The organism is Dictyobacter arantiisoli (assembly GCF_008326305.1).
Classification (GTDB): domain Bacteria; phylum Chloroflexota; class Ktedonobacteria; order Ktedonobacterales; family Ktedonobacteraceae; genus Dictyobacter; species Dictyobacter arantiisoli.
The window spans coordinates 22,591-47,578 of record NZ_BIXY01000056.1 but is presented as its reverse complement, the minus strand read 5'-3'; the positions used below and the strand labels follow the sequence as shown (position 1 = coordinate 47,578).

Sequence of the window (24,988 nt, the reverse complement as noted above, 5' to 3'; positions counted from 1 at the left end):
CGATGGTCACGTGCAGGCGCTCACCTTAAATTGCCGCGCGCCTGCAGCTGGGGCCTTGCTTCACGCATTGCGGTCACTCCTTGCACCATTGCATCTGGCTCTTAATTTGGACCAAACTTAGGCGCAAGCGCCTGCCAGCAGGTGAGCAGTAAGACCCTGATTCCCGTGGTCTCCACGATCTCTGTGCATGAGTTTTCGCACCAATGGTGCTCAAACTTCTTTTTAGTATGTGATGGAGAAAAGATTCGAAGAACCCTTTCTCCATCACATACTAAAAAGGGCGCAGGCGCGCAAGCGCCTGCCAGGGAGTAGCAAGATCCCGCTGGTATTGGGAGGCTGACACTTTGTCACAAGTTGACAGAATTGTTATTCCAGTGTACTCTATTGAACAATACCCTCATGCAATCGATTTTCCAGTTTTTTCTGTTTATCAAGGGCGTGGAATGGTTGCCGTGAGGATGCGGTAACTCATCTTTAGGATTGCTCTCTGTTGAGCAATAGATAGACTGATTTCAGGGAAGAATGAAGATAGCATAACTATCTTCGGTTTTAAGGACACTGCGATCGTGTCTGGTAATAAGGAGGATGAACAGGATGTTTCATCATCGCAGGATGCAACTTCTTTGCGCTGTAAGCGCCTTTCTTTTGCTCGTAACAGTCGTTGCGACGCAGGTTGTAAGCACAGCGACTGTGCACGCTGCTACCAATACCAGCCAGTTCCGGGGTGTGAACTGGGCGGACCCACGAGATAACTATGCGAATGATCCAGTGGTGCCGTCGGGCCTTTCAACCTCAGATAGCTACTCCACAACTTATGCGAAAGCCAGCACGATTATCAGCGGCTTCGCCAACAATCTGGGCGCGAACACCGTCAGACTGCCCATCAATCCTTATACCGTGAATGGCTCTTTCTGGAACTCGTATACCGGGGCAATTGATGTCGCCACGAACAAGGGTTTCAAGGTAATTCTGGGTTACTGGGAAGGCACCGGTTCCTCCAAGGATGGCTATGTCGACAACATGACGAGTTTCTGGGCTATGTGGTCGACGGTGACGACGAAGTATGCGAACAACAGTCAGGTCTACTTCGAGCCGATGAATGAACCATATGGCTACAGTCAGAGCGCCTGGGCTAACCTCGCCGCCCAGTGGATCAGTACTTATCCTTCCATCCCTAAAAACCGTATTTTCGTCAGTGGCACCGGCTGGAACGATAATGTTACCTCTGTCTGTGCGGACAGTCGCCTGAATGGAACCTATCTCTCTCTCCATCACTACGGTTTCTGGAATACCAGCCAGACAAGCTACTCCGGTTGGGTCAGCGATCTTGAGAACCGTATTGGCTCCTGTGCCTCCCGTACCGTTGTTGACGAGTGGGGCGCTCCCATGACAACGGGATTAGACTATAATGGCGCGATCAATGGTAACTACTTTATTGCCTATGTGCAGGCCGATACTGATACTTTCCGCTCACTGGGCCTGGGTTCGGTCTACTGGCCGGGACTGCGCACTGGAGATACCTATAGTATGGAAACGCTCAATGGCAGCGGAACCAATCTCTCGCTCAGCGACAATAATGCTTCAGGTGTGGTTCGTCTTAAGTACGCTTTTGGTCTGATCTCTTCGCCAGGTGGTACTACATACTACAAATTAGTCAATCGCAACAGCGGCAAGGTTCTTGATGTGGTTGGTGCTTCCACAGCGGATGGAGCGAATGTGGATCAGTGGGCCGATAATGGTGGTGCCAACCAGCAATGGAGCCTTGTATCAACGGGTAGCTATTATAAACTGGTCAATCGCGGCAGTGGCAAAGTTCTTGATGTTGCAAGTGCTTCCACAGCAGATGGCGGCAATGTGGATCAGTGGACCGACAATGGTGGGACCAATCAGCAATGGAGCGAAGTGAACTCCGGAGGCTATATCACACTGGTCAATCGCAACAGTGGCAAAGATCTCGAGGTCTCGGGCTACTCCACAGCGGATGGCGGCAATGTGGATCAGTGGACCAGCAATGGTGGCAGCAATCAGCAGTGGACCCTGGTGCAAGTTTCTTAAGTTGACCTGCGTATTTACGTTCATCATGCTAGAAAATTGATGTTTCTAAGAATACTTGTTTCAGGCGGTAATTGTAAATCCCAACATAAAACTGGCGAGGGAGTACAATTATTCTGGTGGCTCTTAGCTCTTCTGTGCTCTTTATTTTCTGCTCATCGCGCAGATCGCGGGCTAAACGAGCTATTTTGTTTCCTCAAAAAGCATCTCTGAGTTGACCAGGATAATTCTACTACTCCACCAGTTTCATGTTAGGATTTACACTTACAGACACAGTATCAACCTGTGGAGTCCCAACTCCAAAGTCGGGTAAGGCATTTTACGATGAAAGAGACTTGCTCACCAATTCGTTTTTTTGACCGGAATCTTCCGACTGAAGCCATACCCCCATGGCAATAAAAACAGGCTCAAGACGTCGTCCCCGTTCGGTCAATTGATATTCCACGTGGAGAGGCACTTCCGAGTAAATCGTTCGTGTCACGATGCCTCGCTCTTCTAAGAGACGTAATCGATCAGTGAGAGTTTTTGGACTAATCGGGTGCAACATCCGACGCAATTCTCCAAAACGTTTGACGCCATTGAACAGGTGATGCAGGAGCAGATCGCTAGCAGGAAGGATTCCGTTTCTTGTTCTTGCCAACGAGTATTGTTTGGTTAATCAACCAAACATTTTAAAACTTTTTGTTGGAGCACCTGACGAGAAAACTATCCTCGTCGTATGTAGTTTGCATAGCTATGCAGTATGACCTAGCATGGCATCTCACCAGCGATAAGCGCCTGTTTTACAGCCAGCCAGGCGAATACATTGCTCAGCACGCCTTCTATCATCTGCTTCTGAGCGAACTGTGTACTGATGGTCTGATCTGGACTATTGACTGCGCGCTTGATCAGCATACTGGTGATAGCCGAGCTCAAGAATTCGGCCTCAAAAAGAATTTCATCTGGACGTGGATACTCTGGCAAACATTGCTGGAGATGTGCCAGCAGCTCAGCATTCAAGCGTGTTACAAGCATACCCAACTGCTTTTTATGCTCAAATGAGTTGTTTTCCTGTCCCCTTTGTGCTTCACCTGTAGCGCGCTCGATAGCAGGATGATCTTCAGGAAGCTCCACCAGCGCAATCACACGCAGGAGTTTCGCATTCCGTGGTTCGTCCAGGACTTGCATAAAACGTGTGATCACCTTACGCAACTCTGCCTGAGGTGAACCAGGCACATTATCTTTTTCGTTTGCTCCTAACTGTGCGAGGGCCAGCGTGGTTTGATGCTTGCAGGCAGCAAAGAGCAGATCCCTCTTATGATCAAAATAGAAGTAAACCAGCCCTTGTGCGACGCCAACGCGGGTTGCGATCTCCTTCGTCGTTGCCTTCTCAAAGCCATACTCTGCAAAAACATCGAGAGCAGCCTCTAAGATATGTTGTCGTCGATCTCCATCGACCGGTGCTGGTTTGCGCATGTCGCCTTGCTCCTCTATTAATTGGTTGATCTATCAATTAATATAAATGTTTAGGCCAATTTTGTCAAGCCATCTTTTCCACTTCTTTCCAATTCCCAGACCTCATAGCTGGTAACTGAGTTTGTCACCTTGTAGGCCGCATAGCTATTGGGCTGCCTGATTGGGTGGATCATAGGGGAGTTCATTAGCTTCTGCTTCTGTATACAACGACCCGAGCAGTATTTCCCTATCAAGGATAAAAGTATTACCACTGCTAGCAACACTTATATAATGACTATGCTGATGAGTGCATCAATTATCACGCATCTCGATAATTTCCGGGAATTTGTATGGCTAGATAATCGATCAACTTCTATAGAAGAGGTTTACTTCGGACAGAAATGCCTGCCTTATTGGTTTCTATTCGGGTTATTTTTCTGTAGAACGAGTTCTTTCCGGAAATTTCCGGTTTTTATTGTCCTTTCACACCCTTGACAAACCGGAAAAATTCAGGAATAATTAAAGTATTCCATAAGGAGAGGTTGGTTATCTTTCAAACATGGAGCAATCATTGTCGAAACGCAGCACCATTGCTGATATAGCAACGAAGGCTGGTGTTTCTGTCCCCACTGTTTCGCGTGTCTTACACAATCGACCTGATGTGGCCCCTGAAACGCGTCGGCGTGTGGAAAAGGTGATTGAAGATAATGGATTCGTTGGGGGCCGTGCAAGACGCGCCTTGCACAAAGAAAGCGCTGGCATTATCGATATGACCGTGCCTACGCTTACAAATCTGTACTCAGTTGAGATTGTGTGTGGTGTTGAGGAAGCGTTGCAGCGGACAAAGCTACGATTGGCTCTTTCGGTGACGGGAGAGTTTCTCCAGCTTGAGCAAGAATGGCTGGCCAAGGTGCTCAACGGTTCGACTGATGGCGCTATTCTTGTGCTTGCCCATGGGCAATCACAGGAGCTTGAGGCATTACGGAACCACCGCATTCCCTTTGTGGTTGTTGATCACCGTGGCGAACTTGGTACAGACGTACCTTCTGTTGGGGCAACGAATTGGCTTGGTGGGCGCACAGCTGCTGAGTATCTTCTTTCACTCGGCCATCGGCGCATTGCCATGATCGCTGGTCCTGCGGAGCATCGCTGCAGCCGGGATCGCATCGCGGGCTATCGGGCGGCACTGGAAGACGCACATATACCGATAGATCCAGATTTGATTCGTTTTGGAGCATTCACGCAACAAACAGGCTATGAGCAGACCTGTGAATTGTTAGCATTACCAGAAGCACCAACTGCTGTTTTTGCTGGCAATGATTATCAGGCCATGGGGGTCTATAGTGCCTTGCATGCTCGGGGTTTGAGCGTGCCTGACGCGATGAGCGTGGTTGGTTTTGATGATGTTGCTATCGCATCAATTGCCACCCCTCCATTGACAACCGTGCGTCAACCTCTGATCGAGATGGGTCGTGTCGCAACGTCGATGTTATTACGTCTGATTGCTGGCGAACCACTGGATAGTGTGCGTGTCGAGTTGACAACCACCCTGATCATTCGCGATTCATGCGCCCCGGTGCAATCGACCGTGCTAGAGAGATAGTTTCTCTTCTACGAGGAGACACGAAAGGAGTACAGAGCGCACCCAAGCGCAATATTGGCGAACTTCAATGAAGGAAGTTTGCAGTAAGAAGAATCTGACAGCAGATGCCCATACTTTTTTTTATTAAGTCGTATTTATTTGGCTTTATTTTACACCGGGCTCGGCTAAAAGCCTGGTTGGCAGAGATGCCAGGGAGACCAGAAGAATGCAAGCAAAAGTATCACGGCGCACTTTTCTAGAGATTGCAGGCGGAACTGCACTGGCTACGTCACTCGTGGGATGTTTTGGTGTTGGTGGAAGCACAACGACCACCAGTAGCAGTAGCAGTACCGGGACCGTCACGATCTGGGATATTCGTACAGGTAATGAGCAGGCTGTGGTGAAAAAGGCAGCGGCGGCCTTTAATGCGAAATATCCAAAAATCCATGCCAATGTCACCTATCTGTCAAATGATCCCTACAAGCAAAAATTACAGGTTGCTATGGGCGCCCACAATCCACCAGATATCTTTTTTGGCTGGGGTGGTGGTGTCCTCAAGTCCTATATTGATGCCAATGATGTTTATGACTTGACAGCTGATTTCAATGGTGATGCGACCTGGAAGAATAGATTTCTCCCATCCGTTTTGGCAGGTGCTACCTTCAACGGTAAACTGTATGGCACACCCAATGCTGGCATGCAACCAGAGCTCATTTTTTATAATAAGGATATCTTCAAAAAATATCATCTGAATGCCCCCCAGACCTGGAGTGAGTTTCTTCATGTCATTACTACCTTGAAGAACCAGGGAATTATTCCGCTTGCTCTGGCCGGTGCCAGCCAATGGCCTTATCTCATGTACATTGAGTACCTCGTCGATCGGATAGGCGGACCAGATGCCTTTAATGCAGTTCTCTCCAAACAAGCAAACGCCTGGTCGCAGGACGCCTTTATCAAGGCAAACACCCTCATCCAGGATCTGGTAACGATGGGTGCATTTGGTTCCTCGTTCGCTTCGACGACCACTGATACCAACCAGGATGTCGCGCTGCTGTATACGGAGAAAGCCGGTATGCTGTTGCAGGGAAACTGGAATTTCTCTACCATTCAGAGCAACAATCCCGATTTTATAACCAGCGGCAAGCTCGGCTGGTTCCCCTTCCCACAAGTTGAGGGTGGGAAAGGTAATCCTACCGATGTGTACGGTAATCCATGTAATTTCTACTCCATTTCCAGCACTGCTAAATCGAAGCAGGACGCCGTTAGCTATCTAAAAAATGGTGTCTTAACTGACGAGATGGTCAAAGGATTCATCAGTGTGGGTGATGTGCCGCCCGTGCAAGGCATTGAGTCCCAACTGGCGAGTTCAGCAAATGGTGAGTGGTTGCAATACAACTACAATATGGCGAAGAATGCCACCAATTTCCAGTTGTCTTATGACCAGATCTTAGCACCAAGCGCTGCACAGGCCGTCCTGACCAATCTGAGTCAAATATTCTTGAAGCAGATTACCCCCAAGCAGTTCTCGGATAACATGAATAAAACCCTGGGTGCATAGCAGCACTCTGTCCCTCTGTATGTGAAAAGCCGGGTACGTCGCGCTTAAGTAGAGATGCCGTCGGTGGCGACTTTGCAATGCAATGCGGGGTACTCGGCGTTCAAGCGGGGATACAAGGGGTTCGCTGCCCCTTGACCGGATTTCAGGGTTGTGTGCCCTGGCCTCATCCCCATACTCGCTCGCGTTGGACAATCTTTCACATGCAGTAGGAATTAATTCCTGAGATAGGAGAGCGCTATGAGCGCATCGATAAAAACACCCAAATCTTTGCAACGGTCAAATAGGATCGTCTTGCTCTGGACCGTGCCTGCATTATTCTTTTATATCGCTTTCGCGATCATTCCTCTCTTCGTTGCAGTCTACTTGAGCTTTACACAATGGAATGGTCTCTCACCCGCAGTATGGGTTGGCTTAAAGAACTGGATTGCCCTTTTTTCTGATGCCGTTACCGGTCAGTCGTTGTTACTGACCATCGAGGAAATGTGCATCTGCTGGATTGTGCAAACACCGTTAAGTATTTTAATTGGTGTCTTTATGGCCGGTTCACAACGCTACCGTTCTGTACTGAGCGTCTTATACTTCCTCCCATTGCTCTTTTCAGCTGTTGCCATCGCGATCACCTGGCAATCGCTGCTGGATCCCAACTTTGGTCTCATCGACAGCTTGTTGAAGTCAATTGGACTTTCAGCAGTGGCGCAAGACTGGTTGGGCAATCCGAGCCTGGCATTTTACGTTGTCCTCGTGATTATTTCCTGGGAATTCATCCCCTTCCATGCCCTCCTCTATCTGGGCGGTGCACGTCAGATACCGAAAGAATTATACGAGGCAGCTACAATTGATGGTGGTGGGCGCATCCAGAATTTCTTCGCCATTACCCTGCCACAACTGAAATATACGATTATTACTTCTACAACACTGATCCTCACTGGCGCACTCACCTATTTTGATCTTTTCTGGGTGACAACACGTGGCGGCCCTGGCTATGCTACCAACGTCCTCCCTCTTCAAATGTATATCACAGCTTTCAAAAATGAACAGGTGGGTTATGGCAGCATGATCGCTGTAGTGCTGGCAGCCTTCGGTATTGTACTCTCCTTTATTTTGCTACGTTTCACCGGTTTTAGCAAAATGTCCAGCCAGCTTGAGGGATTATAATTATGACAATACAACAAGATAAAATAGAACAAAACAGGCGTGGAAGGACATTGTCTGGAACTACTGTGAATAAACAGCCAGGACAGAAACCACGATCCCGCAGAATCGGTCTGGGAGAAATTTTTCCTGCCATACTTGGTTTAATCTGGCTCGTGTTTGCCTGTTATCCAATTGTTTATATGTTGTTTACGAGTCTACGCCCGCAAGCAGACATTTACAAAGATATCGCATGGTCTTTTCCAAGTCATCCGACATTGGACAACTACACAACCGTCCTATCGAATGATTTCGGGACCTATTTTGCTAATACTGTCTTTGTCACAGTTCTGAGCGTTTTGATAATTCTGGCCGTATCGCTGCTGGCGGCCTATGCCATCTCGCAGGTACGTAATAGATTTACTCAGAGCGTCTTTAATCTCTTCCTGCTTGGCCTGGCTATCCCGTTGCAGGCCACGATTATCCCCATTTATGCCATTGTTTCTGACTTGCATCTCTATGACACACTGTTTGCCTTGATTCTGCCCTCTATCGCTTTCGGCATTCCATTGTCGATCCTCGTATTGGTCACCTACATTAGAGACATTCCCAATGAACTGCATGAGTCTATGATGCTGGATGGCGCGAAACATTTCCGCATTTTGTGCACTCTGGTGTTGCCATTGGCGCGGCCAGCGATCATCACTGTTATCATCTACGAAACGATCCAGGTCTGGAACAGCTTTCTGTTCCCACTTGTCCTGACGCAGAGCCAGGAAGTCCAGGTACTTCCTCTCTCCCTGATGAATTTCCAGGGACAATTTACTACCAATGTACCAGCGATCATGGCAGCTGTCTTCCTGTCAGCTACCCCTATTATCCTGTTGTACATCTTTGGTAGACGCCAATTGCTCGGTGGCCTGGTAGCTGGTTTCAGCAAATAATGGGCATCGCATAACCAGGATGAGGTTTCATAAAAAGTGAGCACCATAGAGATGAAAAGATTTCCATCCTCTATGGTGCTTTTCTTGCTTGATCCATCTTCGTACTGTTTTTGAACTGAGTCCCAATTCGTGGGCTGCTTTACTGATACGGAACAGTTTTGGTTGCTCTTGCTTCATGAAGCCTGCGTACCTACCCCCTCTATGATGTCCTGGTAAGTCTAATATAGTCCTACTTTTTGGTCAACTGTTAACTACCCTATACTCAATGAAGAAAGTTTATCGAAAAATCCTGATAAGGAGAAAATCCTCTTTTTTGCCTATCCCGATGCTTCACCCTCTCCGGGCCTTTCGGTCTAAAAACGAACAGCTGGCAGTAGATGGTTAGGGAGCCTTCACATGAAGAATAAATTGATATCTGCAAAATTGCTATGTATAGTGGTCTAGATGACTTGACTTTATATAGACTAATAGGGTACAGTTTTTAAGTAGCTCATCTGAAAGCAGGATACATGAGCCGAGCGACTATTCCCAGCAGAATGTATCTGTAGAATGCTTTTTGGATGAGAAGCACACTAGCAGAGAAGTTTCATTGAAATCTATCAGGGAAGAAGGTTGCTATGAAAAGAATTGGGCGTGTCCCAACGATACTCACGGCCTGTTTACTAATTCTCTTCAGTGGTATGACTGCTGGTACACTCGTTTTAGGGAAGGTCTTCTCGGCGCATGCGGCGTCAGCGTTACCCGGCTCCTATTTTGCCCCCTATAGTGATGTCACTATAGATCCCAGTTTGCAATCAGTGACGCAAAGTACCGGTCAAAAGTATTACACCCTGGCATTTATCACTGGCAATGGTTGTAATGCAGCATGGGCTGGAACGATTTTGCTCAATCAAACCGGTACCTATTTACCTCATCTGGATAGTGATATCAGTTATGTGCGCTCTCAGGGCGGCGACGTTATTATTTCTTTTGGTGGTCAGGCTGGTCAGGAACTGGCGCAGACGTGTAGCAGTGCTAGTAGCTTACAAGCGCAATATCAGGCAGTCGTTACCAAATATGCCGCCCGTCACCTTGATTTTGATATCGAAGGTGGAGAGCAGGGTGATGCGACAACTTATGATCGTCGCAATATTGCACTGTCAGCATTGCAGGCAGCCAATCCCGGCCTGACGATTTCTTTTACGCTACCGTCAGCCACCACTGGCTTACTCAATGATAGTCTTGGGTTGCTCAGGAACGCGGTCTCTCACGGTGTCAATTTTAATGTCGTCAATCTTATGACCATGGATTATGGTTCGGCGGACAGCGCGATGGGTCAGGAGGCGCTTAACGCTGCCAATGGTCTCTACTCTGAGTTGCAGGCGATCTTCCCCTCAAAGTCTTCCAGTCAATTATGGTCGATGGTTGGCATTACCCCGATGATTGGCCAGAACGACTCAGGTGGGGAAATCTTCAGCCTGAGCAACGCCCAACAAGTTCTGTCCTTTGCCCAGCAGCATAAGATAGGAGAGCTCGCATTCTGGGAAACTTCCCGTGATAATGGTAACTGTGCTGGTTCAACGTCCGCTTCAGACACCTGTAGTGGTCTTTCTCAAAGCACCTATGCTTTTACCAATGCCTGGAAATCTTTCTCGGGTGGAAGTAGCGGCGGTGGCTCTACCCCAACACCAGTTTCCACCACGACACCTACCAGTACTCCTCCCGCAACGCCTACCCCAATCATTACTCCTACCCCAACACCTCCCACTGGCGGTAATTTGGTCAAAAATCCTGGTTTTGAGACGGGAAATCTCTCCAGTTGGTCCTGCACAGCCTCTGGCGATACGGTTGTCAACGCACCGATACATAGTGGATCATATGCCCTGCAACTTACCCCAACCTCTTCAAGCACAGGGGAATGTGATCAAACCATTTCAGTGCAAGCCAATCACACCTATACGCTGTCCGCGTATGTGTCTGGTCAATATGCCTATATTGGTGCCCAGAACGGCGCGAGCACCTGGACAAGCAATAGTAGCTACAGCAAATTGAATGTTTCTTTGACCACAGGAGCCTCACAAACCAGCCTCACCATCTATATCCATGGCTGGTATGCCCAGGGCAATGTCTATGTAGACGACGTTTCTTTAAGTTAATTGCGGATCTCGGCGAGGAGTAGAAACTCCTCGCCTCTTCCTGCTATCACCTTGAATTCGGGTATAGACATATATGTCAACTATCCTGATTATCTATCGACGCTTCATTACAAACGGGGGGTCTTCATGTCAGTAAACAAACATATCAGTTTGCGGATAGCAGTTATCGCTTTGCTACTCCTTGTCTCTCTTATCGCTATGACAGCTAGCAAGCCATCGACTACGAACGCAGCCGCCCTTAGCAGCACCAACTGGTATAATGCGGCTCCATATGTCATGCCGCTGGCCAACAATCCACCCAATCTGACGACGGTAATGTCCGCCAGTGGTGTTAAAGCCTTTACTCTGGCATTTGTTGTCGCCAATGGTGGCTGTACCCCTGCCTGGGAAACAGACAGTGGCCTGGATAACGTCTCGAGCGATACACAGATGGGACCCATCATCAACGCCATTCGTGCCGCTGGTGGGGATGTGGTAGTTTCCTTTGGGGGATATGGAGGCACAAAACTGGGAGAAAGTTGCGGGACACCCCAGGCAACCGCCGCTGCTGAACAAGCAATCATCAATAAATATAGTCTGCATGCGCTCGACTTTGATCTCGAAGAACCGGAGTATGAGAATGCTACGGCGATCAATAATGAGCTTGGGGCAGCACAAATTTTGCAGAATAACAATCCTGGTCTCTATGAGTCGATCACTATCCCTGGCACAACCAGCGGTACCGGCTACTTTGGACAGCAATTGCTCAACAACGCGAAATCCCTGGGATATATCCCGAACAATTATGCCATCATGCCATTCGACGGTGGTTTCAGTGGAGCAAGTAGTCAGATCAATGCACTTCAGAGTTTCAACACTATATTGATGAATACATTTGGATGGAGTAGTGCAACCGCTTATGCGCATGAAGGCATCTCATCCATGAATGGCCGTACCGATAGTGCGGAATATTTCTATCAATCCGATTTTCAAACGGTGTTGAGCTTTGTTGAAAACAATCACCTGGCGCGGTTCACCTATTGGTCGGTGAACCGGGATCGTCAATGCACTCCACCGGACAACAATGGCACCCTTTCCGGGACATGCAGTAGCGTGCCGCAGAATGACTGGGATTTCACAAAAATTATTGCACAATTCAGTGGCGCAACTCCTCCAATCTCCACTCCGACACCCGGACAAACAGCGACCCCGACGCCTGGCAGCGGTGGTGCATGCGCTGGTATCGCGGCATGGAATTCCAGTATTGCCTACGTGGGTGGCAATAAGGTTACCTATCATGGTTCACTCTGGCAGGCAAAGTGGTGGACAGAAGCCGATGTGCCAGGTGGGGCAGCAGGAGTCTGGACGCAATTAGGCAATTGTTAATTCCTATCCTATCGGAATCTTGTTGCTCGCTTATATGCAGGTGCTGACGATGTGCCTGAACCCTGTTTTATGGCAGATTGCAGAAATTGTCATGACAATTTCTGCAATCTGCCATAAACATTTTTGAATACCAATGGCGCGAAAGTGGAGCATTGCTTCCAGTCCTTTGTAGCCTGACCTTCAGTATCTTCTGTATCCTCATTTTGCGTCAAATGCTGACAGCAAGGGAGAATCAGTATTTATTGAAAAGCCAGGCGCAGGCGTTGAGTCAGTTAGAAGAGGTACATAAGCAGCTTGAGATTCAGACGCAAAGCATGGAGATGCGTCGTGTCATGTTAGAAGCAGGAATTCAACATTTGAAATATGTGCAGGCCAGCCTGGCAAATGGAAATTTTTGTCTGTTGAACTGAAAGATCTTCTTTTTGCAGAAAAGTTCCTTTAGCATCTATAGCGTAAAGATGCCTGGGTGATATCTGACATGGATTGTGACCCTGAAATAGGTAACGTCCGGACTCACTTTTTCCCAGGGTCGCTGATAGGCAAATTGTAATAGTGTGGTACCACTACTTTGAGCGATAAACGTGAACGCAACGATGCCAGGCGCACCAACTATGGGTGGTTTCCCAGGAGGATTTACCCAGGGAAAATACTGCTTGCCCTGAAACTGGAGTACATGATTGTACGAGGGAATAATGCGCCAGTCATAACCCGTGCTTGGGTTATCGATGAGACGAACGATAATCTGTGTCCCAGGCGTGACTGTTATGCTGCTTCCATTATTCACGCCAGTCAGGACAGCGGGCGGGCCGACACTTCGGAATGCACAGAGGATGAGAAGTAAACAGCAAAGGCTGATATAGCGGTGGATATTCCGCATGCGGAAGAACCGTTGTATGCTCCTCAGGCAAGCTTTTGTCTGTATCATAATGTATTTCACTCAATCTTTCTAGTAAATTATCGCTTATAAGCGACACTACAAGTATCTACTATCAGTATAGACATTCAAGGAAATGAATAAGTGTGTCCCCGTTTAATTACCGGATACACATAGGACAATAATCTCCTTCTGCAGTTCATACAGAGCATGATAGACACTGATGGCATGATGATCGTTTTCACTGTCAACGCGAACGTTACTGATCCAAATGGTGATCCATTGCGCTATCACTTGATGTTCAGTAGTAAGTATATCAATCAAAGTACTGGTTTAAGTAACGCGACCTTCACCCAGACGGGCGCGACCTCGTTCTCGGTAACAGCTCCAGAGGTATTGGGAACCTGGAAGGTCTATCTGTGTTTATTGATTGCCTTGAGAAGATGACAGAGGAGGACTGTTGCCCAGATTCTGGAAGCGCCTCACATTGATGCGCTATGAGCGGCGACGTTTTCCTCTTTCCATAGGGGCACGTCCTCGCGGCTGGCTGGGGCGCGGGCCATCCGTATGAGGGACTATTTTGTGTGTTACCGACTTATGTGTAGATAGTATAAACTCCTTATCGTAATGTGACAGGGGAAGATCCTTCCCGGCCAGGAGATGATAGGTTGCTTCGGTTGGTCGCACCTCAACAAGCAAACGGCGATCGCGATACAGCATGCGGAAATTCAGACGGGTGATCTGTTCTGGCAAACAAGGTTTAAAATAGAGACCTTTTGTGTTATAACGCAGGCCGCCGAGTCCCATGACTAAAGCCAGCCATGATCCGCCAAGAGAGGCGATATGCACGCCATCCTGTGCATTGTGTTCTAGATTATCCAGATCCATCAATGCCGCCTCACCGAGATAGTCGTATGCTAATGAGATATGACCTACTTCGGCCGCGATAATGGCCTGGGTACAGGCGGATAGTGATGAGTCGCGCACCGTGAGGGGTTCATAATAGGCGAAGTTGCGTTCCTTCTCCTCTAGCGTGAAGATATTGTTGCGTAACTGCATGGCTAATAGCAGGTCAGCCTGTTTGATGACTTGCTTACGATAGAGATCGAAGTAGGGGAAGTGTAAAAACAGCGGATACTGTTCAGGTGTCGTTGCATCAAAATCCCATACCTGAAGTTCGGTAAAGGATTCGGATTGCGGGATCACTTTCAGGCGTTCGTCATAGGGCAACAACATCTTTTTGGCCGCGTTCTCCCAATCCTTGATTTCATTGCTTTTTACTCCAAGTGTTCGCGCCCGGGCATGATGACGTTGAGCCGCATCAGCCGCTGCTTGTAAATTCTGCTGTGCCATCAAATTCGTATAGGCATTGTTATTTGAAATTGCGCTATATTCATCAGGACCGGTCACGCCATCAATGCGGAAACGGCCCGCGCTATCGTAGTGACCGAGAGATTGCCATAAGCGCGCCGTCTCTACCAGCAGCTCAAGTCCGATCTTCTCTTCAAAGTCAGTATCACCAGTGGCCTCAACATACCTGAGAACCGCGTGGGCAATATCTGCGTTGATATGGAATGCCGCTGTACTTGCAGGCCAATAGCCCGAACACTCTTCTCCCACAATAGTACGCCAGGGAAACGCAGCACCTTGCAGATCCAACTGGCGGGCGCGCTTCTTCGCCAGATCCAGTGTTGAATAACGCCAGTGCAACGCATCGGCCGTAGCCTGCGGCAGGATGAAAGATAACACCGGCAAGACAAAAATTTCTGTATCCCAGAAGGCATGGCCTTCATAGCCACTGCCTGTCAAGCCTTTCGCAGGTATCGCACGCCGCTCGCTTCGGCTTCCCGCTTGTAGGATATGAAAGAGCGCGAAGCGCACTGCTTGTTGTATCTCTGGATCTCCTTCCACCTCAACCACAGCTGATTCCCAAAATTTATCCAAATAGGCCCGCTGCTGAGCCAGCAAACCATCCCAGCCAAGCTGTCTGGCGGATGAAATTCCAGCCATAACCTGGTCATGAAGGGCTGAGCGTGAACGCTCAGCTGACCATCCGTAGGATAAGAACTTTATGATACGAATACGCTCACCAGGCTTAATCTCTGTGGTGACAGAGAAACGTGCCACATCAAGCGTACTTTCACTTGTCACGTTTGCCGTATCCAGGCCCTCAACCACATGATCCATCGCTGCTGCAATGCGTAAATTGCTTTGCTGGGTGCGATGAACCAGGAGTCCCATCATTTTGTGCGCTTGATGTTCTTCTGAGATCAAAGGAGGAGTCGCTACAGTTGAGGAACGAGGATCATCACTTGAGCCAGAATGTTCTTCATTGGCGACCAGCTCTGACTGAATCACAATATGGGCCGGGGCATCTTCAACCTCCACTTCATAGCAGATGGCAGCCGTATTGCGCAGGGTAAATGAGACCATACGTGTCGATGAAATTTTCACGGTTCGGCCCACTGGTGAGGTCCAGCGCACCTGGCGTTGCAACACTCCATTGCGCATATCGAGCTCACGCTTATGGATCTTAAGCTCTCCATAGCGAATATCGAATGGTTCATCATCAACAAGCAGGCGAATCAGTTTCCCATTTGTGACATTAATCATGGTTTGTGCTGACTCAGGCGAACCATATTGCGCTTCAGCATAGGGTAAAGGATGCAGCTCATAGACCGAATTAAGATAGGTACCGGGAAGGCCATAGGGCTCACCTTCATCGAGATTACCCCGCAAGCCAATATGTCCATTTGAAAGGGCAAATAGTGATTCTGTTTGGGCTAACAGATCAAGGCGAAAGGTTTTTTCGATGATACTCCATTCATCAACTGTAAAGGCGGGATGTTCAATCATGGTTTCTTCTCCTAAAGATGTTCTATAAGAGAACACGTTGAATGAGGGGTCGATAGATACGTTCCTGAGCCCGGGCGTACAAGAAGAAAGATAATGCCTACCTGTAAATAGGTATTGCAACGATAGAAGTTACGGTGCAGTTCGGTTTTGAAATCACCTCATCAAGTAGTGGCGAAAACTTCACCGATAACAGCTATTCCATCTCCTATAACTAATAGGAGCGCCGCGAACCCATAGCTCCTCCGGTGAAGGGGAGAGGCTGACGCCCAAGTCCCACCGAAGACGTGCTGGGATCTGGGCGTTTTTGCATGTGCTTTTATTTTAACTTGTTGCAAGAGGCGGGGTGAAGCTCGGATATGAAAAGGAAGAATCTAAGAGCATTTTTGCCTGTACTTTTTGCCCCTTTTGTAGGAGAGCGGTAGAAGGTGTGGTAATATAGATAAATACTATACTATGGTGTGTGCCGAATAGAAGATGTTTCATGAAGATGAAAGGATGCATCCTATGTCAGCATCAGAGCATTCATTTGAGGATGGTGGCTATGTCATCGATGTGGAAGAGGTCGCTGAAACCGTTCGCCTGGTGGAACAGGATCGCCTGATGACACAAAGTATGGGCGGATTGCTGGCAGAGCAACCTGAGGTCCTTCTCCATGCCGAAAATGTCCTGGATATTGGGTGTGGCCCTGGCGAATGGGCCATCGAGATTGCCCACCAACATCCCAATATAGGGGTCATCGGCATCGATATTAATCAGATGATGATCACCCATGCCTTCACCAGTGCGCGTGGACGTGGAATCGAGAACGTGACCTTTGAGCTCATGGATGCCCTTGCCCCACTTAACTTTCAGGATGCTTCATTCGATCTGGTCAACGCCCGCACTATCCTCGCGTTTATGAATACCACCACCTGGCCTCCCCTCTTGCAAGAATGCCGCAGGATTCTCAAGCCTGGCGGAATTCTTCGTCTTTCAGAGATAGAGGTAACCATTACCAATAGTTCGGCACTGCAACGCTTGAATGGTATGATCAGTCAGGCCATGGCCCGGCAAAAACGTTCCTTCTCCGTTGATGGTCAAACCTACGGAATAGGCTATATATTGCCCTCCCTGTTAAAACAGGCCGGATATGTGGATGTAGAGCGCTGTTCCTTTATCCTGGATACCGAATATAGCAGTGCCACCTATCAAGGTCTTTTGAGAGATACCGAACTCACCTATCGGCTGATAAAGCCTTATCTTCTGAAATCCCATGATATATCTGAAGCAGAGTATGAAACGCTCTTCTTGCAAATGCAGATCGAAATGAGGAGCGAAGATTTTATCTGCTGTAGCTTTGGCCTGACTGCCTGGGGCAAAACACCAGTATAAATCTGTACCCATCCGTAAATATGCAATAGCGCTAAAAGAAGAGGCATGATGAGAAATTGAGGAATTGGCTGAAGCAAGAGCCTACGCTCTTGCTTCATCGCTTCTCAAGAGATCAGACAAAAGATTTGCAATGGGTGTGGATGACTCCACCTGTTGTGCAGTCGTTTTGAAGAGATCAACATCCTTCAGCGGGATCTTATTCTGCCTGAATGGCGCAGCTTTGGTGTCCTCGACAATCCTCTTGCCATGCCTCTGATAGATGGGAGTGGGGAATAACGTAGGTGCCGTCGTCAGCATATCGAGTACTGCTTTTGGATCGACTCCATTGTTCTCGGCCATCGAGAGTGCTTCTCTCAGAGATTGTCCTGCTGAAACAATCAGGAAGTTGCCCACAAGTTTGACAAGCGTTGCCGCGCCGACCTCTTCGCCAAAATCAACAATGCCCTGTCCCCCCATCGCCTTCAGGAGTGGTCGGACGCGTTCTTTGGCTATTTGTGGGCCAGCAAAAGGCATCCAGAGTTGTTGGGCGACAGCGGCCTCAGATCCTCCAAAGATAGGAGCCTCAACATAGACACTGCCATGTTGTGCATGCATTGCCGCAAGCTTCTTTGCCCTTTCAGGCGATATCGTACTCATCGCAAGATGGATACCACCTGGTCCCAATTGCTCTAAAAAATCATCACTCGTGACGATGCTTTCCACAGACGCATCACCCCACAAAATGGTCACAACAATTCCTCCGCTCGTCACAGCATCAACTGGTCGGTTCACCTGTTGCGCACCCTGAGCAACCAGAGGTTCCGCTTTGCTCGCCGTGCGGTTGTACACCCGGAGAGCATACCCGGCATTGAGTAGATTGCTCGCCAGTGGCAGACCCAGATTGCCGAGTCCAATAAATCCAATCGTTTCACTCATATTTCTCAATCCTCCTGAATGAGTTACCCTCAAAAACATGACGTTAACGTCATGTTGATATGATATATCTTGAGCGAGACGTTGTCAAGGGTCTTTCTGTCCAGGGTCTCCATTCTTCCTCAAGGATGGAGACGCACACTTTCGGCATTATTGACAAAATTCGAATTTTATATTATAATTGATGGATGATATTAGTATAAGGGCAACCCTGGATGGAAGGCATGGAATACAGTGGAAACAAACTCAGATCAGTGAGTGAGTGTGCAGGGTGGAAAAGGATAGAGATATGCAAGAGGATCTAACGGTTGAGGTGATCAGGGATCAGTGGGAACGCATCCGAAGGCGCATCAGAACTGTGCGGGATGGGGCGAAGGTTTCAGCCTTGTTGTCAGGCTGTGTGCCTGTGATGATAGAGCAGGAGGCAAAGCCGCCGTGTCTGGTACTTCAAGCTATGGCGGATTTCCATTTTAAAAACTTGCAGCCCTATGTGGAACAGGGGATTGTGACGAAGGTGATTATAGATGTGGTGGGCCAGCCATGTCAGTTGCGCATCGATCCTCCACGCCCACGCCCACCCCTACGCCCACATGCTGGAAAGCTCGCATCAGAGATGAGCCATCAATCCGACCCTCCTCAGGAGCACAAAAAGCATCGCTTCGAGCATATTTTGAGCCGAGCTGAGATCTTTACCGAATGGGAAGAGATCGTGCAGGCAGTTTGTTATCAACCGCACGGAAGCGCTCTGGGCTCGGCTTTGAAGCGTTGTAAGCCACAGCGCGTGGAGATGCAGGAAACACCTGGCTTGCTGATCCTGCAAACAAAAAATGAGTCAGCGGCAACGTTGTTAAAGGATGCCACCAACTCAGCAATGCTGCCTCTTACCCTCTTGCCAGTGCTAGGACGAGTCTATCGGGTCCAGGTGCAGTTGATCCATTCAGATTCAGGGAAGCACTGAGCCGAGCCGTCTTTCATGAGGAAGCGGCGACCGAGCATGGCATGCCTTGCTCCCTTCTCATCGCCCACCTCCAATCTCCAGGATGGTTCCTGTTGTATAGGAGGCTGCTGAAGAAAGAAGCCACAGTACTCCTTCTGCTACTTCGTTTGCGGTCCCGGCCCGCTGCATAGGAATGGACGGTCTTAATCGCTCAACACGATCAGGAGCGCCATTCGCGGCATGTAGATCAGTTTCAATCAGTCCAGGTGCGACAGCATTGACACGAATGCCTTCATGGGCCACCTCGCGTGCCAGTCCGATCGTGAAGCTATCAATTGCGCCTTTGGATGCGGCATAGTGGACCCATTCTCCTGCGCCACCAGTACGCGCAGCAAGAGAGGAAATATTGACAATTGCTCCACCCGTGCCACCGTGGCACAGGGACATCCTCCGAACGGCCTCGCGTGAGCACAGAATTGTCCCTATGACATTGACGGCCAGCATCCGTGTGAGGGCTTTTGCATCCACTGCCTCGACGCGCGCAAAGCCACCGGTGATCCCGGCATTGTTGACGAGTCCTTGAAGTGGTCCCAACTCTCGCGTGGTTGTTTCAAAGAGGCGAATAACATCCTTTTCACGAGCAACATCTGCTTGAACGGCAATGGCCCGACCGCCACTCGCAACGATCTGAGAAACGACTTCTTGGGCAGCGGCCTCTGCGCTAGTAAAGTTCACTGCAACGGGAAAACCATGTGCACCAACGAGTCTGGCAACGGCGGCACCAATCCCACGACTTGCTCCGGTTACGATGATGGATCCGGATATCTTTTCTTTATTCCAGACGGCCATATGTGTCTCCTTCTATCTTATTTCTTATATTCATAAAATTGTTTGACTATTCACTCAGTGCACTATCAGAGATACCGAAATAGCTTGCTATTCGTCGTTTGCTCTTCTTACTATTTTCAAACAAACAGGCGATTTCTTGCTTGATCGTATTCTAGCAAAATTCCTCTGCATTCACAAAAGCAGGCCAGTCAGGACCAGGCAAGAAGATGGAACCAGGGATGGAGCGTGGGGCGATAGTGGTAATACTCGGTTGCGGAAAAGGGAAAGCTCTGGCATACTATATGGATGAGTCAATTTCTGTCAGGGAGTATTTAGATGTATAAAGATGCACCCGCATTGCGTTTACAGATGTATCGTCAGTATAGCCGCACGTATGGAGCGTTGACGCCGCAGGGTGAGTATCAGATTAATGAGCGGGTGACGTTTGGCGATGGCCGGGCAAAGGGGATTGTGGCCTGGAAATATGTGGATCAGGGACGTGGATTGATCTATATCCTCGAAGATTCTTCTGGTTTTCCATTTGAGATGGCTGCTCACGAGATTATTCGCGCTGTTTAGCTCAATTCGCTGCAAAGCGTATTTTTACTATGCGCTGATCACTGATAAATCCCACTTTAAGGAACACCTCGATCCAGTCTCCCGGCCCTTGCGTATTGGCTCGATAAAAGGGCAGTATGTCAATTATGTCTTCCTTTGCCGCTTTTCTGAAGTTCTTACTGCTGCTTTTCGATGATAATGCTATGCTGTGTTGACCTGGCTGATCCCGAAAAAGATAGCTATGAGGCAAAATGCTTTTTTGTCGGTCCAGGCAGAGGGAACCGTTTCCCGGGAAAAGTGTCACATTTTTGTCAGTTGCCTTGCTTGTGTTGACAGGCGCAGCACAAGATGGTATGGGATAAATGATATCCTGCACAAATGTGTGCTTCATGATTGATATCCCTTCGAGTAAGGAGAGGCGAATGAAAAGCAATGGACGCTTTCGTTTATGGGCTGTCACTGTATCACTGTTCTTGATCTGTGGCAGTAGTTTCTTCTTTGGGACCACGGCTACGCATGCAGCTTCCTACTGTCAGGTAAGTTACACGGTAACCAATCAGTGGTCAGGTGGCTTCGGCGCCAATATCGCCGTCCAGAATACCAGTGCTTCAGCATGGACAAGCTGGAGTCTGACATTTACCTTCCCGGCCAGCGGTCAGGCGGTGACGCAGGGGTGGAATGGGACATTTACCCAGTCCGGCCAGAATGTCACCGTGACAAATGTCGCCTGGAATGGCAATGTCGCGGTCAATGGATCGATCAATCCCGGCTTCAATGGCGCGCAGACGGGCAGCAATCCCATCCCAACCAGCTTCAGTGTGAATGGGAATGTCTGTAGCGGAACGACCGTCCCGGGTACAACGCCTACAGCGGGCACAACACCCACACCGGTGAGCACGCCCACCTCGACCTCCACACCTACGCCTGTATCCACGCTGACGCCTACCTCTACGCCGGTGAGCACGCCGACGCCGGTGACGGGTGACGTGCATACTGGCAATGCGACGTGGTTTTCTGGGATTGGAGGGAGTTCCTATGGTGGTTGTGGGGTCCCGCAGGCGAATCTGGATTCACAGAACTTTGTGGCACTCAATGTCCAGAATACCCCTGGCAATTACAGCACCAATCTGGCGCGTCCCATCTCGGCGCAGTACGCCAGCGAGATTGGTCTATTTGATAATGGTCTGAACTGTGGGCGCTGGGTACAGGTCAGCATTAGCGATTACTGTACGGGGATCAATGATGGAGCGCCAAATCAGCCCTTCTGCCGCAATGGAAGCTGGGTCGCAGACAAATATAATGGAGCCACCCTCAATATGGTGGTGGCTGATAGCTGTCAGGATGGGAATGCCTGGTGCCGCGACGATCCCTATCATCTGGATCTATCCCAGAATTCGTTGAATTCCTTCGTGCTCAATGGACAGCCGGTTGGCAACATGTATCCCAATTATTGGAACAATCGGCACATCAACTGGCACTTCATTGCCGCGCCCAATTACACGGGGGATATTCAGATTGGTTTCCTGCAAGGAGCCAATGCCTACTGGTCGGCGATTTCTGTTACTCATCTCGCCAATGGTATCCATGGTATTGAGTATTATCAGAACGGAGCCTGGGTCAAAGCGCCGATGGATAGCGACATGGGAGACGACTATGTCATTCTGCCCACCACTGCGGGGAGCAGTAGCTATCAGATTCGGGTGCGCGACGCCTCCGATCAACTGATCAACAACGGCCGCATCTACAGCTTCTCCTATCCCACCAGTTGCGGCACATCCTGTTCCGCGCCCTACCTCGCCATCCCCTACACCACTCAATAACAACCGAACGGTAACCCTTCCCATACAGGCAAGGGTTACCGTCATAAAATGCAGAATAGCGCAGGCGCGCCGTGTGATACCTACATTTATGATGTTTTCCACATTTGGCGATATTGACAGGTATCTCAAAAATAATGTTGTGCATGAGGCTATTTCGTGATAAAATCGCGGGAGCGCAATTAGCAGCGGTGAGCCTGAGCTCTGAGCGCGATGATCGTCATGAATAAGAAGGCTTTCCGCGAGGTATTTTATGATTACTATTGTTCCCTATCATGCGGACTGGCCCGCTGAGTTTGATGCTGTGGCGCGACCGCTGCGGGCGGTGTTGGGCGATCTGGCTGTGCGTATCGATCATATTGGATCAACTTCTGTACCTGGATTGGCGGCGAAGGATATCATTGATGTACAGGTAACGGTGAGGGATTTTAGCTCTACGCCTCACCTGGTGGCCGCGCTTGGTTCGCTGGATTATACCTTTGTGCCAGAGATTACCCGCGATCATCTGCCGCCGCTCTATCAGGGGCCGGAGACGGATTGGGAGAAGCGTTATTTCCGGCCGCCGACCAGTCAGCGTCCCACCCATCTGCATATCCGTGCGTTGGAGCGGCCCAATCAGCGCTATCCTATCCTCTTTCGGGATTATCTGCGTGTCCATCCCGTGGCGAGCGCGGCGTATGCACTGATCAAAACCAATCTTGCCCGCCGTCATCCCGAGGATATTGAGTTCTATTATGATATCAAAGATCCGCTCTGCGATATTGTGATCGATGCCGCCGAGGATTGGGCCAGGAACACCGGCTGGCAGATGGAGTTGCGCATTCCTGAGTAGAGAAGAGATAAAGGGATGAACCTGTTATGCAGGGTAAGCATTTAGCGACGGTGATACAGATTGTGTCAGGCGGCCAGACGGGAGCAGATCGGGCCGCGCTAGATTGGGCTATTCAGCAAGGAATAGCCCACGGAGGCTGGTGTCCCCGAGGACGCAGGGCAGATGAGGCTGCTCCTATCGACATGCGCTATCATTTGCGTGAAACGCCATCAGACGAGTATGCTCAACGGACCGAGTGGAATGTGCGCGACTCGGATGGCACCGTCATTTTCACTTACGCGTCCGCGCTGACAGGCGGCTCGGCGCTTACCCTGCAATTGGCGCAACAGTATCAGAAACCAGCACTGCATATCCATCAAGCTTGCGAGCATCCAGCTGACCTGCTCCTGACATTTCTGCGCCAGCACAACATCCACATCCTCAACATCGCCGGACCACGGGCTGCCAGCGAGCCGGATATCGGCCCCTTTGTAATTGCAGTGCTGGATCAAGCACTCCAACGCATCGCATAAGATCCAGCATACCCCATCGGATAGGCTCGGCCGAGCCATTGATGACGCTTGATGCGTTTCCAGCTTGGACCGAATAGGATAAGGTGAATGGAAAGATTTGAGCACGTTAAATTAGAGCAAGTTGATCAAACAGGTGGCGAAGGAGAGCAGCAGAGTTTGAGCGAGAGTATGCCTTCTCTTAGCTGGCTCTATCAAGAGCGTGTTGCCACACAAGAATCTGCCCCTGAAAAGCTTCCCGCAGCCCCTTTAGAGGGAAGCAAAGGGCTAGAGGGAAGCAAGAAGCTGCATATATATTTTGATGTGCCTCCGCAGCCGGAACGTAGCAGACAGTTAGGTAAAGTTGAGGAGAAACGGGGTTCAGTTTTTCCTCATTTGGAATCCTCAAAAAGAATGTCTGCATTGAATAGCGACCTTGAGCAGATGGCCCGATTTGGTCCGCTGGACAAAATTTATAGTTATGATTTTGCTGAGGGAGCAAATATTCGATTGCAGGGCTCGCGTGGAAAACATGTCTATCTCTTTGATCAAGCCGGGGAGTGCACAGGGGATAAAGCGCAAGCTCAGTTTATGGTTGATCCACACATGAGTTCTCTGGAATATCGAAACTATCGGCTGGTACAGTCGTGGGGAATTCGGACTCCTGAGCTCTATGGGCAAACCGCGCACGGGGCAGTTGTGGAGTGGATTAGCGATCAGCATACGATTGGTGGTAGGGGATATAGCCTTGTCTCGCAGGTGCGCAATATCATGAAGCTGCATGAACTGAATCCTGGCAATACTTCACGAGAGTTTGAGACTGAAAAATGGCAACAGACGCTGGCAGATGTGAATACGATGATCGAGCAGAAATATACGAGCAAGGATCTTCAATTTATGATCCATCGACAAGATGGTCACGTCTACGTGATGGATCTGGAGGCCAATAATACCCCCTGCAAGGGTAAGGTGGCTGATTCCAAATTGCTCGCTTTGAAGAGCTTTTTAGAAGCGTCTATTAAACAGAAAGCTGTGTTTCAAGTATAGGGTGTTTCTGTATCAGTAGTGTAAAAATGGAAAATATAGATAGTATGGATACTAAGAATATTACAGCAGGTAAATACGCTTCTCTTCGTGGCATCGATCTCTATAGTAAGTGAGCAGCAAGATTCCGATGGTAGGAGAAGTCTGACACAAAAAAGAAGCGCCATCCCATGATTTCTCGTAGCATGGGATGGCATCTTTTTTTGTGGGTATTTTAATCTGAGGGAAACTTTTCTGCAGTAAAAATTCGTGTGTAGAATAGGATATGTG

At 49.1% G+C, this 24,988-nt stretch carries 23 protein-coding genes; 16 read left to right on the top strand and 7 right to left on the bottom strand.

The window, feature by feature from the left end; all coding sequences use genetic code 11:
* The first annotated feature begins 594 nt into the window (after nucleotides 1–594).
* Complete coding sequence (locus F1593_RS17795) at nucleotides 595–2,055, top strand: RICIN domain-containing protein (RefSeq protein ID WP_149402909.1); 1,461 nt, start codon at nucleotides 595–597, stop codon at nucleotides 2,053–2,055.
* Nucleotides 2,056–2,371: 316 nt separating this feature from the next.
* On the opposite strand, the gene F1593_RS17790 is transcribed toward F1593_RS17795, so the two are convergent.
* A complete protein-coding gene (locus F1593_RS17790) occupies nucleotides 2,372–2,692 on the bottom strand; it encodes a winged helix-turn-helix transcriptional regulator (RefSeq protein ID WP_149402908.1) in 321 nt (106 codons plus the stop codon).
* A gap of 107 nt (nucleotides 2,693–2,799) precedes the next feature.
* Nucleotides 2,800–3,507, bottom strand: coding sequence for a TetR/AcrR family transcriptional regulator (locus F1593_RS17785; protein WP_149402907.1), 708 nt, complete (start codon nucleotides 3,505–3,507; stop codon nucleotides 2,800–2,802).
* Between the two features lie 550 nt (nucleotides 3,508–4,057).
* On the opposite strand from F1593_RS17785, the gene F1593_RS17780 reads away from it, so the two are divergent.
* From F1593_RS17780 to F1593_RS17750, 7 genes are all read left to right on the top strand, one after another.
* A complete protein-coding gene (locus F1593_RS17780; protein WP_172632216.1) occupies nucleotides 4,058–5,089 on the top strand; it encodes a LacI family DNA-binding transcriptional regulator in 1,032 nt (343 codons plus the stop codon).
* A gap of 205 nt (nucleotides 5,090–5,294) precedes the next feature.
* Nucleotides 5,295–6,626 carry a substrate-binding domain-containing protein gene (locus F1593_RS17775; protein WP_149402905.1) on the top strand — a complete coding sequence of 444 codons (1,332 nt, stop codon included), beginning with the start codon at nucleotides 5,295–5,297 and terminating at the stop codon, nucleotides 6,624–6,626.
* A gap of 237 nt (nucleotides 6,627–6,863) precedes the next feature.
* Nucleotides 6,864–7,781, top strand: coding sequence for a carbohydrate ABC transporter permease (locus F1593_RS17770; protein WP_149402904.1), 918 nt, complete (start codon nucleotides 6,864–6,866; stop codon nucleotides 7,779–7,781).
* A 2-nt stretch (nucleotides 7,782–7,783) separates the two neighbouring features.
* Nucleotides 7,784–8,701, top strand: coding sequence for a carbohydrate ABC transporter permease (locus tag F1593_RS17765; RefSeq protein ID WP_149402903.1), 918 nt, complete (start codon nucleotides 7,784–7,786; stop codon nucleotides 8,699–8,701).
* Between the two features lie 617 nt (nucleotides 8,702–9,318).
* Entirely contained in the window at nucleotides 9,319–10,836 is a 1,518-nt protein-coding gene (locus F1593_RS29330; RefSeq protein ID WP_149402902.1) for a carbohydrate binding domain-containing protein, read from the top strand.
* A 126-nt stretch (nucleotides 10,837–10,962) separates the two neighbouring features.
* Entirely contained in the window at nucleotides 10,963–12,201 is a 1,239-nt protein-coding gene (locus F1593_RS17755; RefSeq protein WP_149402901.1) for a chitinase, read from the top strand.
* A gap of 152 nt (nucleotides 12,202–12,353) precedes the next feature.
* A complete protein-coding gene (locus tag F1593_RS17750; RefSeq protein WP_149402900.1) occupies nucleotides 12,354–12,611 on the top strand; it encodes a hypothetical protein in 258 nt (85 codons plus the stop codon).
* A gap of 35 nt (nucleotides 12,612–12,646) precedes the next feature.
* On the opposite strand, the gene F1593_RS17745 is transcribed toward F1593_RS17750, so the two are convergent.
* The gene (locus tag F1593_RS17745; protein ID WP_172632215.1) at nucleotides 12,647–13,078 is read right to left on the bottom strand and encodes a protease inhibitor I42 family protein; all 432 of its coding nucleotides are present in this window, start codon (nucleotides 13,076–13,078) and stop codon (nucleotides 12,647–12,649) included.
* A gap of 207 nt (nucleotides 13,079–13,285) precedes the next feature.
* On the opposite strand from F1593_RS17745, the gene F1593_RS17740 reads away from it, so the two are divergent.
* Nucleotides 13,286–13,522, top strand: coding sequence for a hypothetical protein (locus tag F1593_RS17740; RefSeq protein WP_149402898.1), 237 nt, complete (start codon nucleotides 13,286–13,288; stop codon nucleotides 13,520–13,522).
* A 48-nt stretch (nucleotides 13,523–13,570) separates the two neighbouring features.
* On the opposite strand, the gene F1593_RS17735 is transcribed toward F1593_RS17740, so the two are convergent.
* The gene (locus F1593_RS17735; RefSeq protein WP_149402897.1) at nucleotides 13,571–15,931 is read right to left on the bottom strand and encodes a glycoside hydrolase family 65 protein; all 2,361 of its coding nucleotides are present in this window, start codon (nucleotides 15,929–15,931) and stop codon (nucleotides 13,571–13,573) included.
* Between the two features lie 504 nt (nucleotides 15,932–16,435).
* Between F1593_RS17735 and F1593_RS17730 the strand changes: the two genes are divergently transcribed.
* Nucleotides 16,436–17,302: a class I SAM-dependent methyltransferase gene (locus F1593_RS17730; RefSeq protein ID WP_172632214.1), complete on the top strand. Its 867-nt coding sequence runs from the start codon at nucleotides 16,436–16,438 to the stop codon at nucleotides 17,300–17,302.
* 81 nt (nucleotides 17,303–17,383) lie between these two features.
* On the opposite strand, the gene F1593_RS17725 is transcribed toward F1593_RS17730, so the two are convergent.
* On the bottom strand, nucleotides 17,384–18,217 hold the full coding sequence (locus F1593_RS17725; RefSeq protein ID WP_149402895.1) for an NAD(P)-dependent oxidoreductase: 834 nt from the start codon (nucleotides 18,215–18,217) through the stop codon (nucleotides 17,384–17,386).
* 286 nt (nucleotides 18,218–18,503) lie between these two features.
* On the opposite strand from F1593_RS17725, the gene F1593_RS17720 reads away from it, so the two are divergent.
* A complete protein-coding gene (locus F1593_RS17720; RefSeq protein WP_149402894.1) occupies nucleotides 18,504–19,172 on the top strand; it encodes a hypothetical protein in 669 nt (222 codons plus the stop codon).
* Between the two features lie 57 nt (nucleotides 19,173–19,229).
* On the opposite strand, the gene F1593_RS17715 is transcribed toward F1593_RS17720, so the two are convergent.
* Nucleotides 19,230–20,000, bottom strand: coding sequence for an SDR family oxidoreductase (locus F1593_RS17715; protein ID WP_149402893.1), 771 nt, complete (start codon nucleotides 19,998–20,000; stop codon nucleotides 19,230–19,232).
* A 315-nt stretch (nucleotides 20,001–20,315) separates the two neighbouring features.
* Here F1593_RS17715 and F1593_RS17710 point away from each other — a divergent pair, with 315 nt between their 5' ends.
* The gene (locus F1593_RS17710) at nucleotides 20,316–20,558 is read left to right on the top strand and encodes a hypothetical protein (RefSeq protein WP_149402892.1); all 243 of its coding nucleotides are present in this window, start codon (nucleotides 20,316–20,318) and stop codon (nucleotides 20,556–20,558) included.
* A gap of 1 nt (nucleotide 20,559) precedes the next feature.
* Here F1593_RS17710 and F1593_RS17705 read toward each other — a convergent pair whose 3' ends face one another.
* On the bottom strand, nucleotides 20,560–20,928 hold the full coding sequence (locus tag F1593_RS17705; RefSeq protein ID WP_149402891.1) for a hypothetical protein: 369 nt from the start codon (nucleotides 20,926–20,928) through the stop codon (nucleotides 20,560–20,562).
* Nucleotides 20,929–20,959: 31 nt separating this feature from the next.
* Between F1593_RS17705 and F1593_RS17700 the strand changes: the two genes are divergently transcribed.
* The 4 genes from F1593_RS17700 (at nucleotide 20,960) to F1593_RS17685 (ending at nucleotide 24,721) form a co-directional block, all read left to right on the top strand.
* Nucleotides 20,960–22,357 (top strand): cellulose binding domain-containing protein, encoded by a 1,398-nt coding sequence (locus tag F1593_RS17700; RefSeq protein WP_149402890.1) that lies wholly within the window; start codon nucleotides 20,960–20,962, stop codon nucleotides 22,355–22,357.
* Between the two features lie 250 nt (nucleotides 22,358–22,607).
* Nucleotides 22,608–23,186 carry a GrpB family protein gene (locus F1593_RS17695; RefSeq protein WP_149402889.1) on the top strand — a complete coding sequence of 193 codons (579 nt, stop codon included), beginning with the start codon at nucleotides 22,608–22,610 and terminating at the stop codon, nucleotides 23,184–23,186.
* 26 nt (nucleotides 23,187–23,212) lie between these two features.
* Nucleotides 23,213–23,698 (top strand): putative molybdenum carrier protein, encoded by a 486-nt coding sequence (locus F1593_RS17690; RefSeq protein WP_149402888.1) that lies wholly within the window; start codon nucleotides 23,213–23,215, stop codon nucleotides 23,696–23,698.
* A gap of 87 nt (nucleotides 23,699–23,785) precedes the next feature.
* Complete coding sequence (locus tag F1593_RS17685) at nucleotides 23,786–24,721, top strand: hypothetical protein (protein WP_149402887.1); 936 nt, start codon at nucleotides 23,786–23,788, stop codon at nucleotides 24,719–24,721.
* The last annotated feature ends 267 nt before the right edge of the window (nucleotides 24,722–24,988 follow it).

What these genes read in the sequence shown, in the direction of transcription:
- F1593_RS17795 (WP_149402909.1), top strand. Translation starts at nt 595, where the DNA reads ATGTTTCATCATCGCAGGATGCAACTTCTTTGCGCTGTAAGCGCCTTT.
- F1593_RS17785 (WP_149402907.1), bottom strand. Translation starts at nt 3,507, where the DNA reads ATGCGCAAACCAGCACCGGTCGATGGAGATCGACGACAACATATCTTA.
- F1593_RS17775 (WP_149402905.1), top strand. Translation starts at nt 5,295, where the DNA reads ATGCAAGCAAAAGTATCACGGCGCACTTTTCTAGAGATTGCAGGCGGA.
- F1593_RS17770 (WP_149402904.1), top strand. Translation starts at nt 6,864, where the DNA reads ATGAGCGCATCGATAAAAACACCCAAATCTTTGCAACGGTCAAATAGG.
- F1593_RS17765 (WP_149402903.1), top strand. Translation starts at nt 7,784, where the DNA reads ATGACAATACAACAAGATAAAATAGAACAAAACAGGCGTGGAAGGACA.
- F1593_RS29330 (WP_149402902.1), top strand. Translation starts at nt 9,319, where the DNA reads ATGAAAAGAATTGGGCGTGTCCCAACGATACTCACGGCCTGTTTACTA.
- F1593_RS17755 (WP_149402901.1), top strand. Translation starts at nt 10,963, where the DNA reads ATGTCAGTAAACAAACATATCAGTTTGCGGATAGCAGTTATCGCTTTG.
- F1593_RS17745 (WP_172632215.1), bottom strand. Translation starts at nt 13,078, where the DNA reads ATGCGGAATATCCACCGCTATATCAGCCTTTGCTGTTTACTTCTCATC.
- F1593_RS17740 (WP_149402898.1), top strand. Translation starts at nt 13,286, where the DNA reads ATGATAGACACTGATGGCATGATGATCGTTTTCACTGTCAACGCGAAC.
- F1593_RS17735 (WP_149402897.1), bottom strand. Translation starts at nt 15,931, where the DNA reads ATGATTGAACATCCCGCCTTTACAGTTGATGAATGGAGTATCATCGAA.
- F1593_RS17730 (WP_172632214.1), top strand. Translation starts at nt 16,436, where the DNA reads ATGTCAGCATCAGAGCATTCATTTGAGGATGGTGGCTATGTCATCGAT.
- F1593_RS17725 (WP_149402895.1), bottom strand. Translation starts at nt 18,217, where the DNA reads ATGAGTGAAACGATTGGATTTATTGGACTCGGCAATCTGGGTCTGCCA.
- F1593_RS17720 (WP_149402894.1), top strand. Translation starts at nt 18,504, where the DNA reads ATGCAAGAGGATCTAACGGTTGAGGTGATCAGGGATCAGTGGGAACGC.
- F1593_RS17715 (WP_149402893.1), bottom strand. Translation starts at nt 20,000, where the DNA reads ATGGCCGTCTGGAATAAAGAAAAGATATCCGGATCCATCATCGTAACC.
- F1593_RS17710 (WP_149402892.1), top strand. Translation starts at nt 20,316, where the DNA reads ATGTATAAAGATGCACCCGCATTGCGTTTACAGATGTATCGTCAGTAT.
- F1593_RS17705 (WP_149402891.1), bottom strand. Translation starts at nt 20,928, where the DNA reads ATGAAGCACACATTTGTGCAGGATATCATTTATCCCATACCATCTTGT.
- F1593_RS17700 (WP_149402890.1), top strand. Translation starts at nt 20,960, where the DNA reads ATGAAAAGCAATGGACGCTTTCGTTTATGGGCTGTCACTGTATCACTG.
- F1593_RS17695 (WP_149402889.1), top strand. Translation starts at nt 22,608, where the DNA reads ATGATTACTATTGTTCCCTATCATGCGGACTGGCCCGCTGAGTTTGAT.
- F1593_RS17690 (WP_149402888.1), top strand. Translation starts at nt 23,213, where the DNA reads ATGCAGGGTAAGCATTTAGCGACGGTGATACAGATTGTGTCAGGCGGC.
- F1593_RS17685 (WP_149402887.1), top strand. Translation starts at nt 23,786, where the DNA reads ATGGAAAGATTTGAGCACGTTAAATTAGAGCAAGTTGATCAAACAGGT.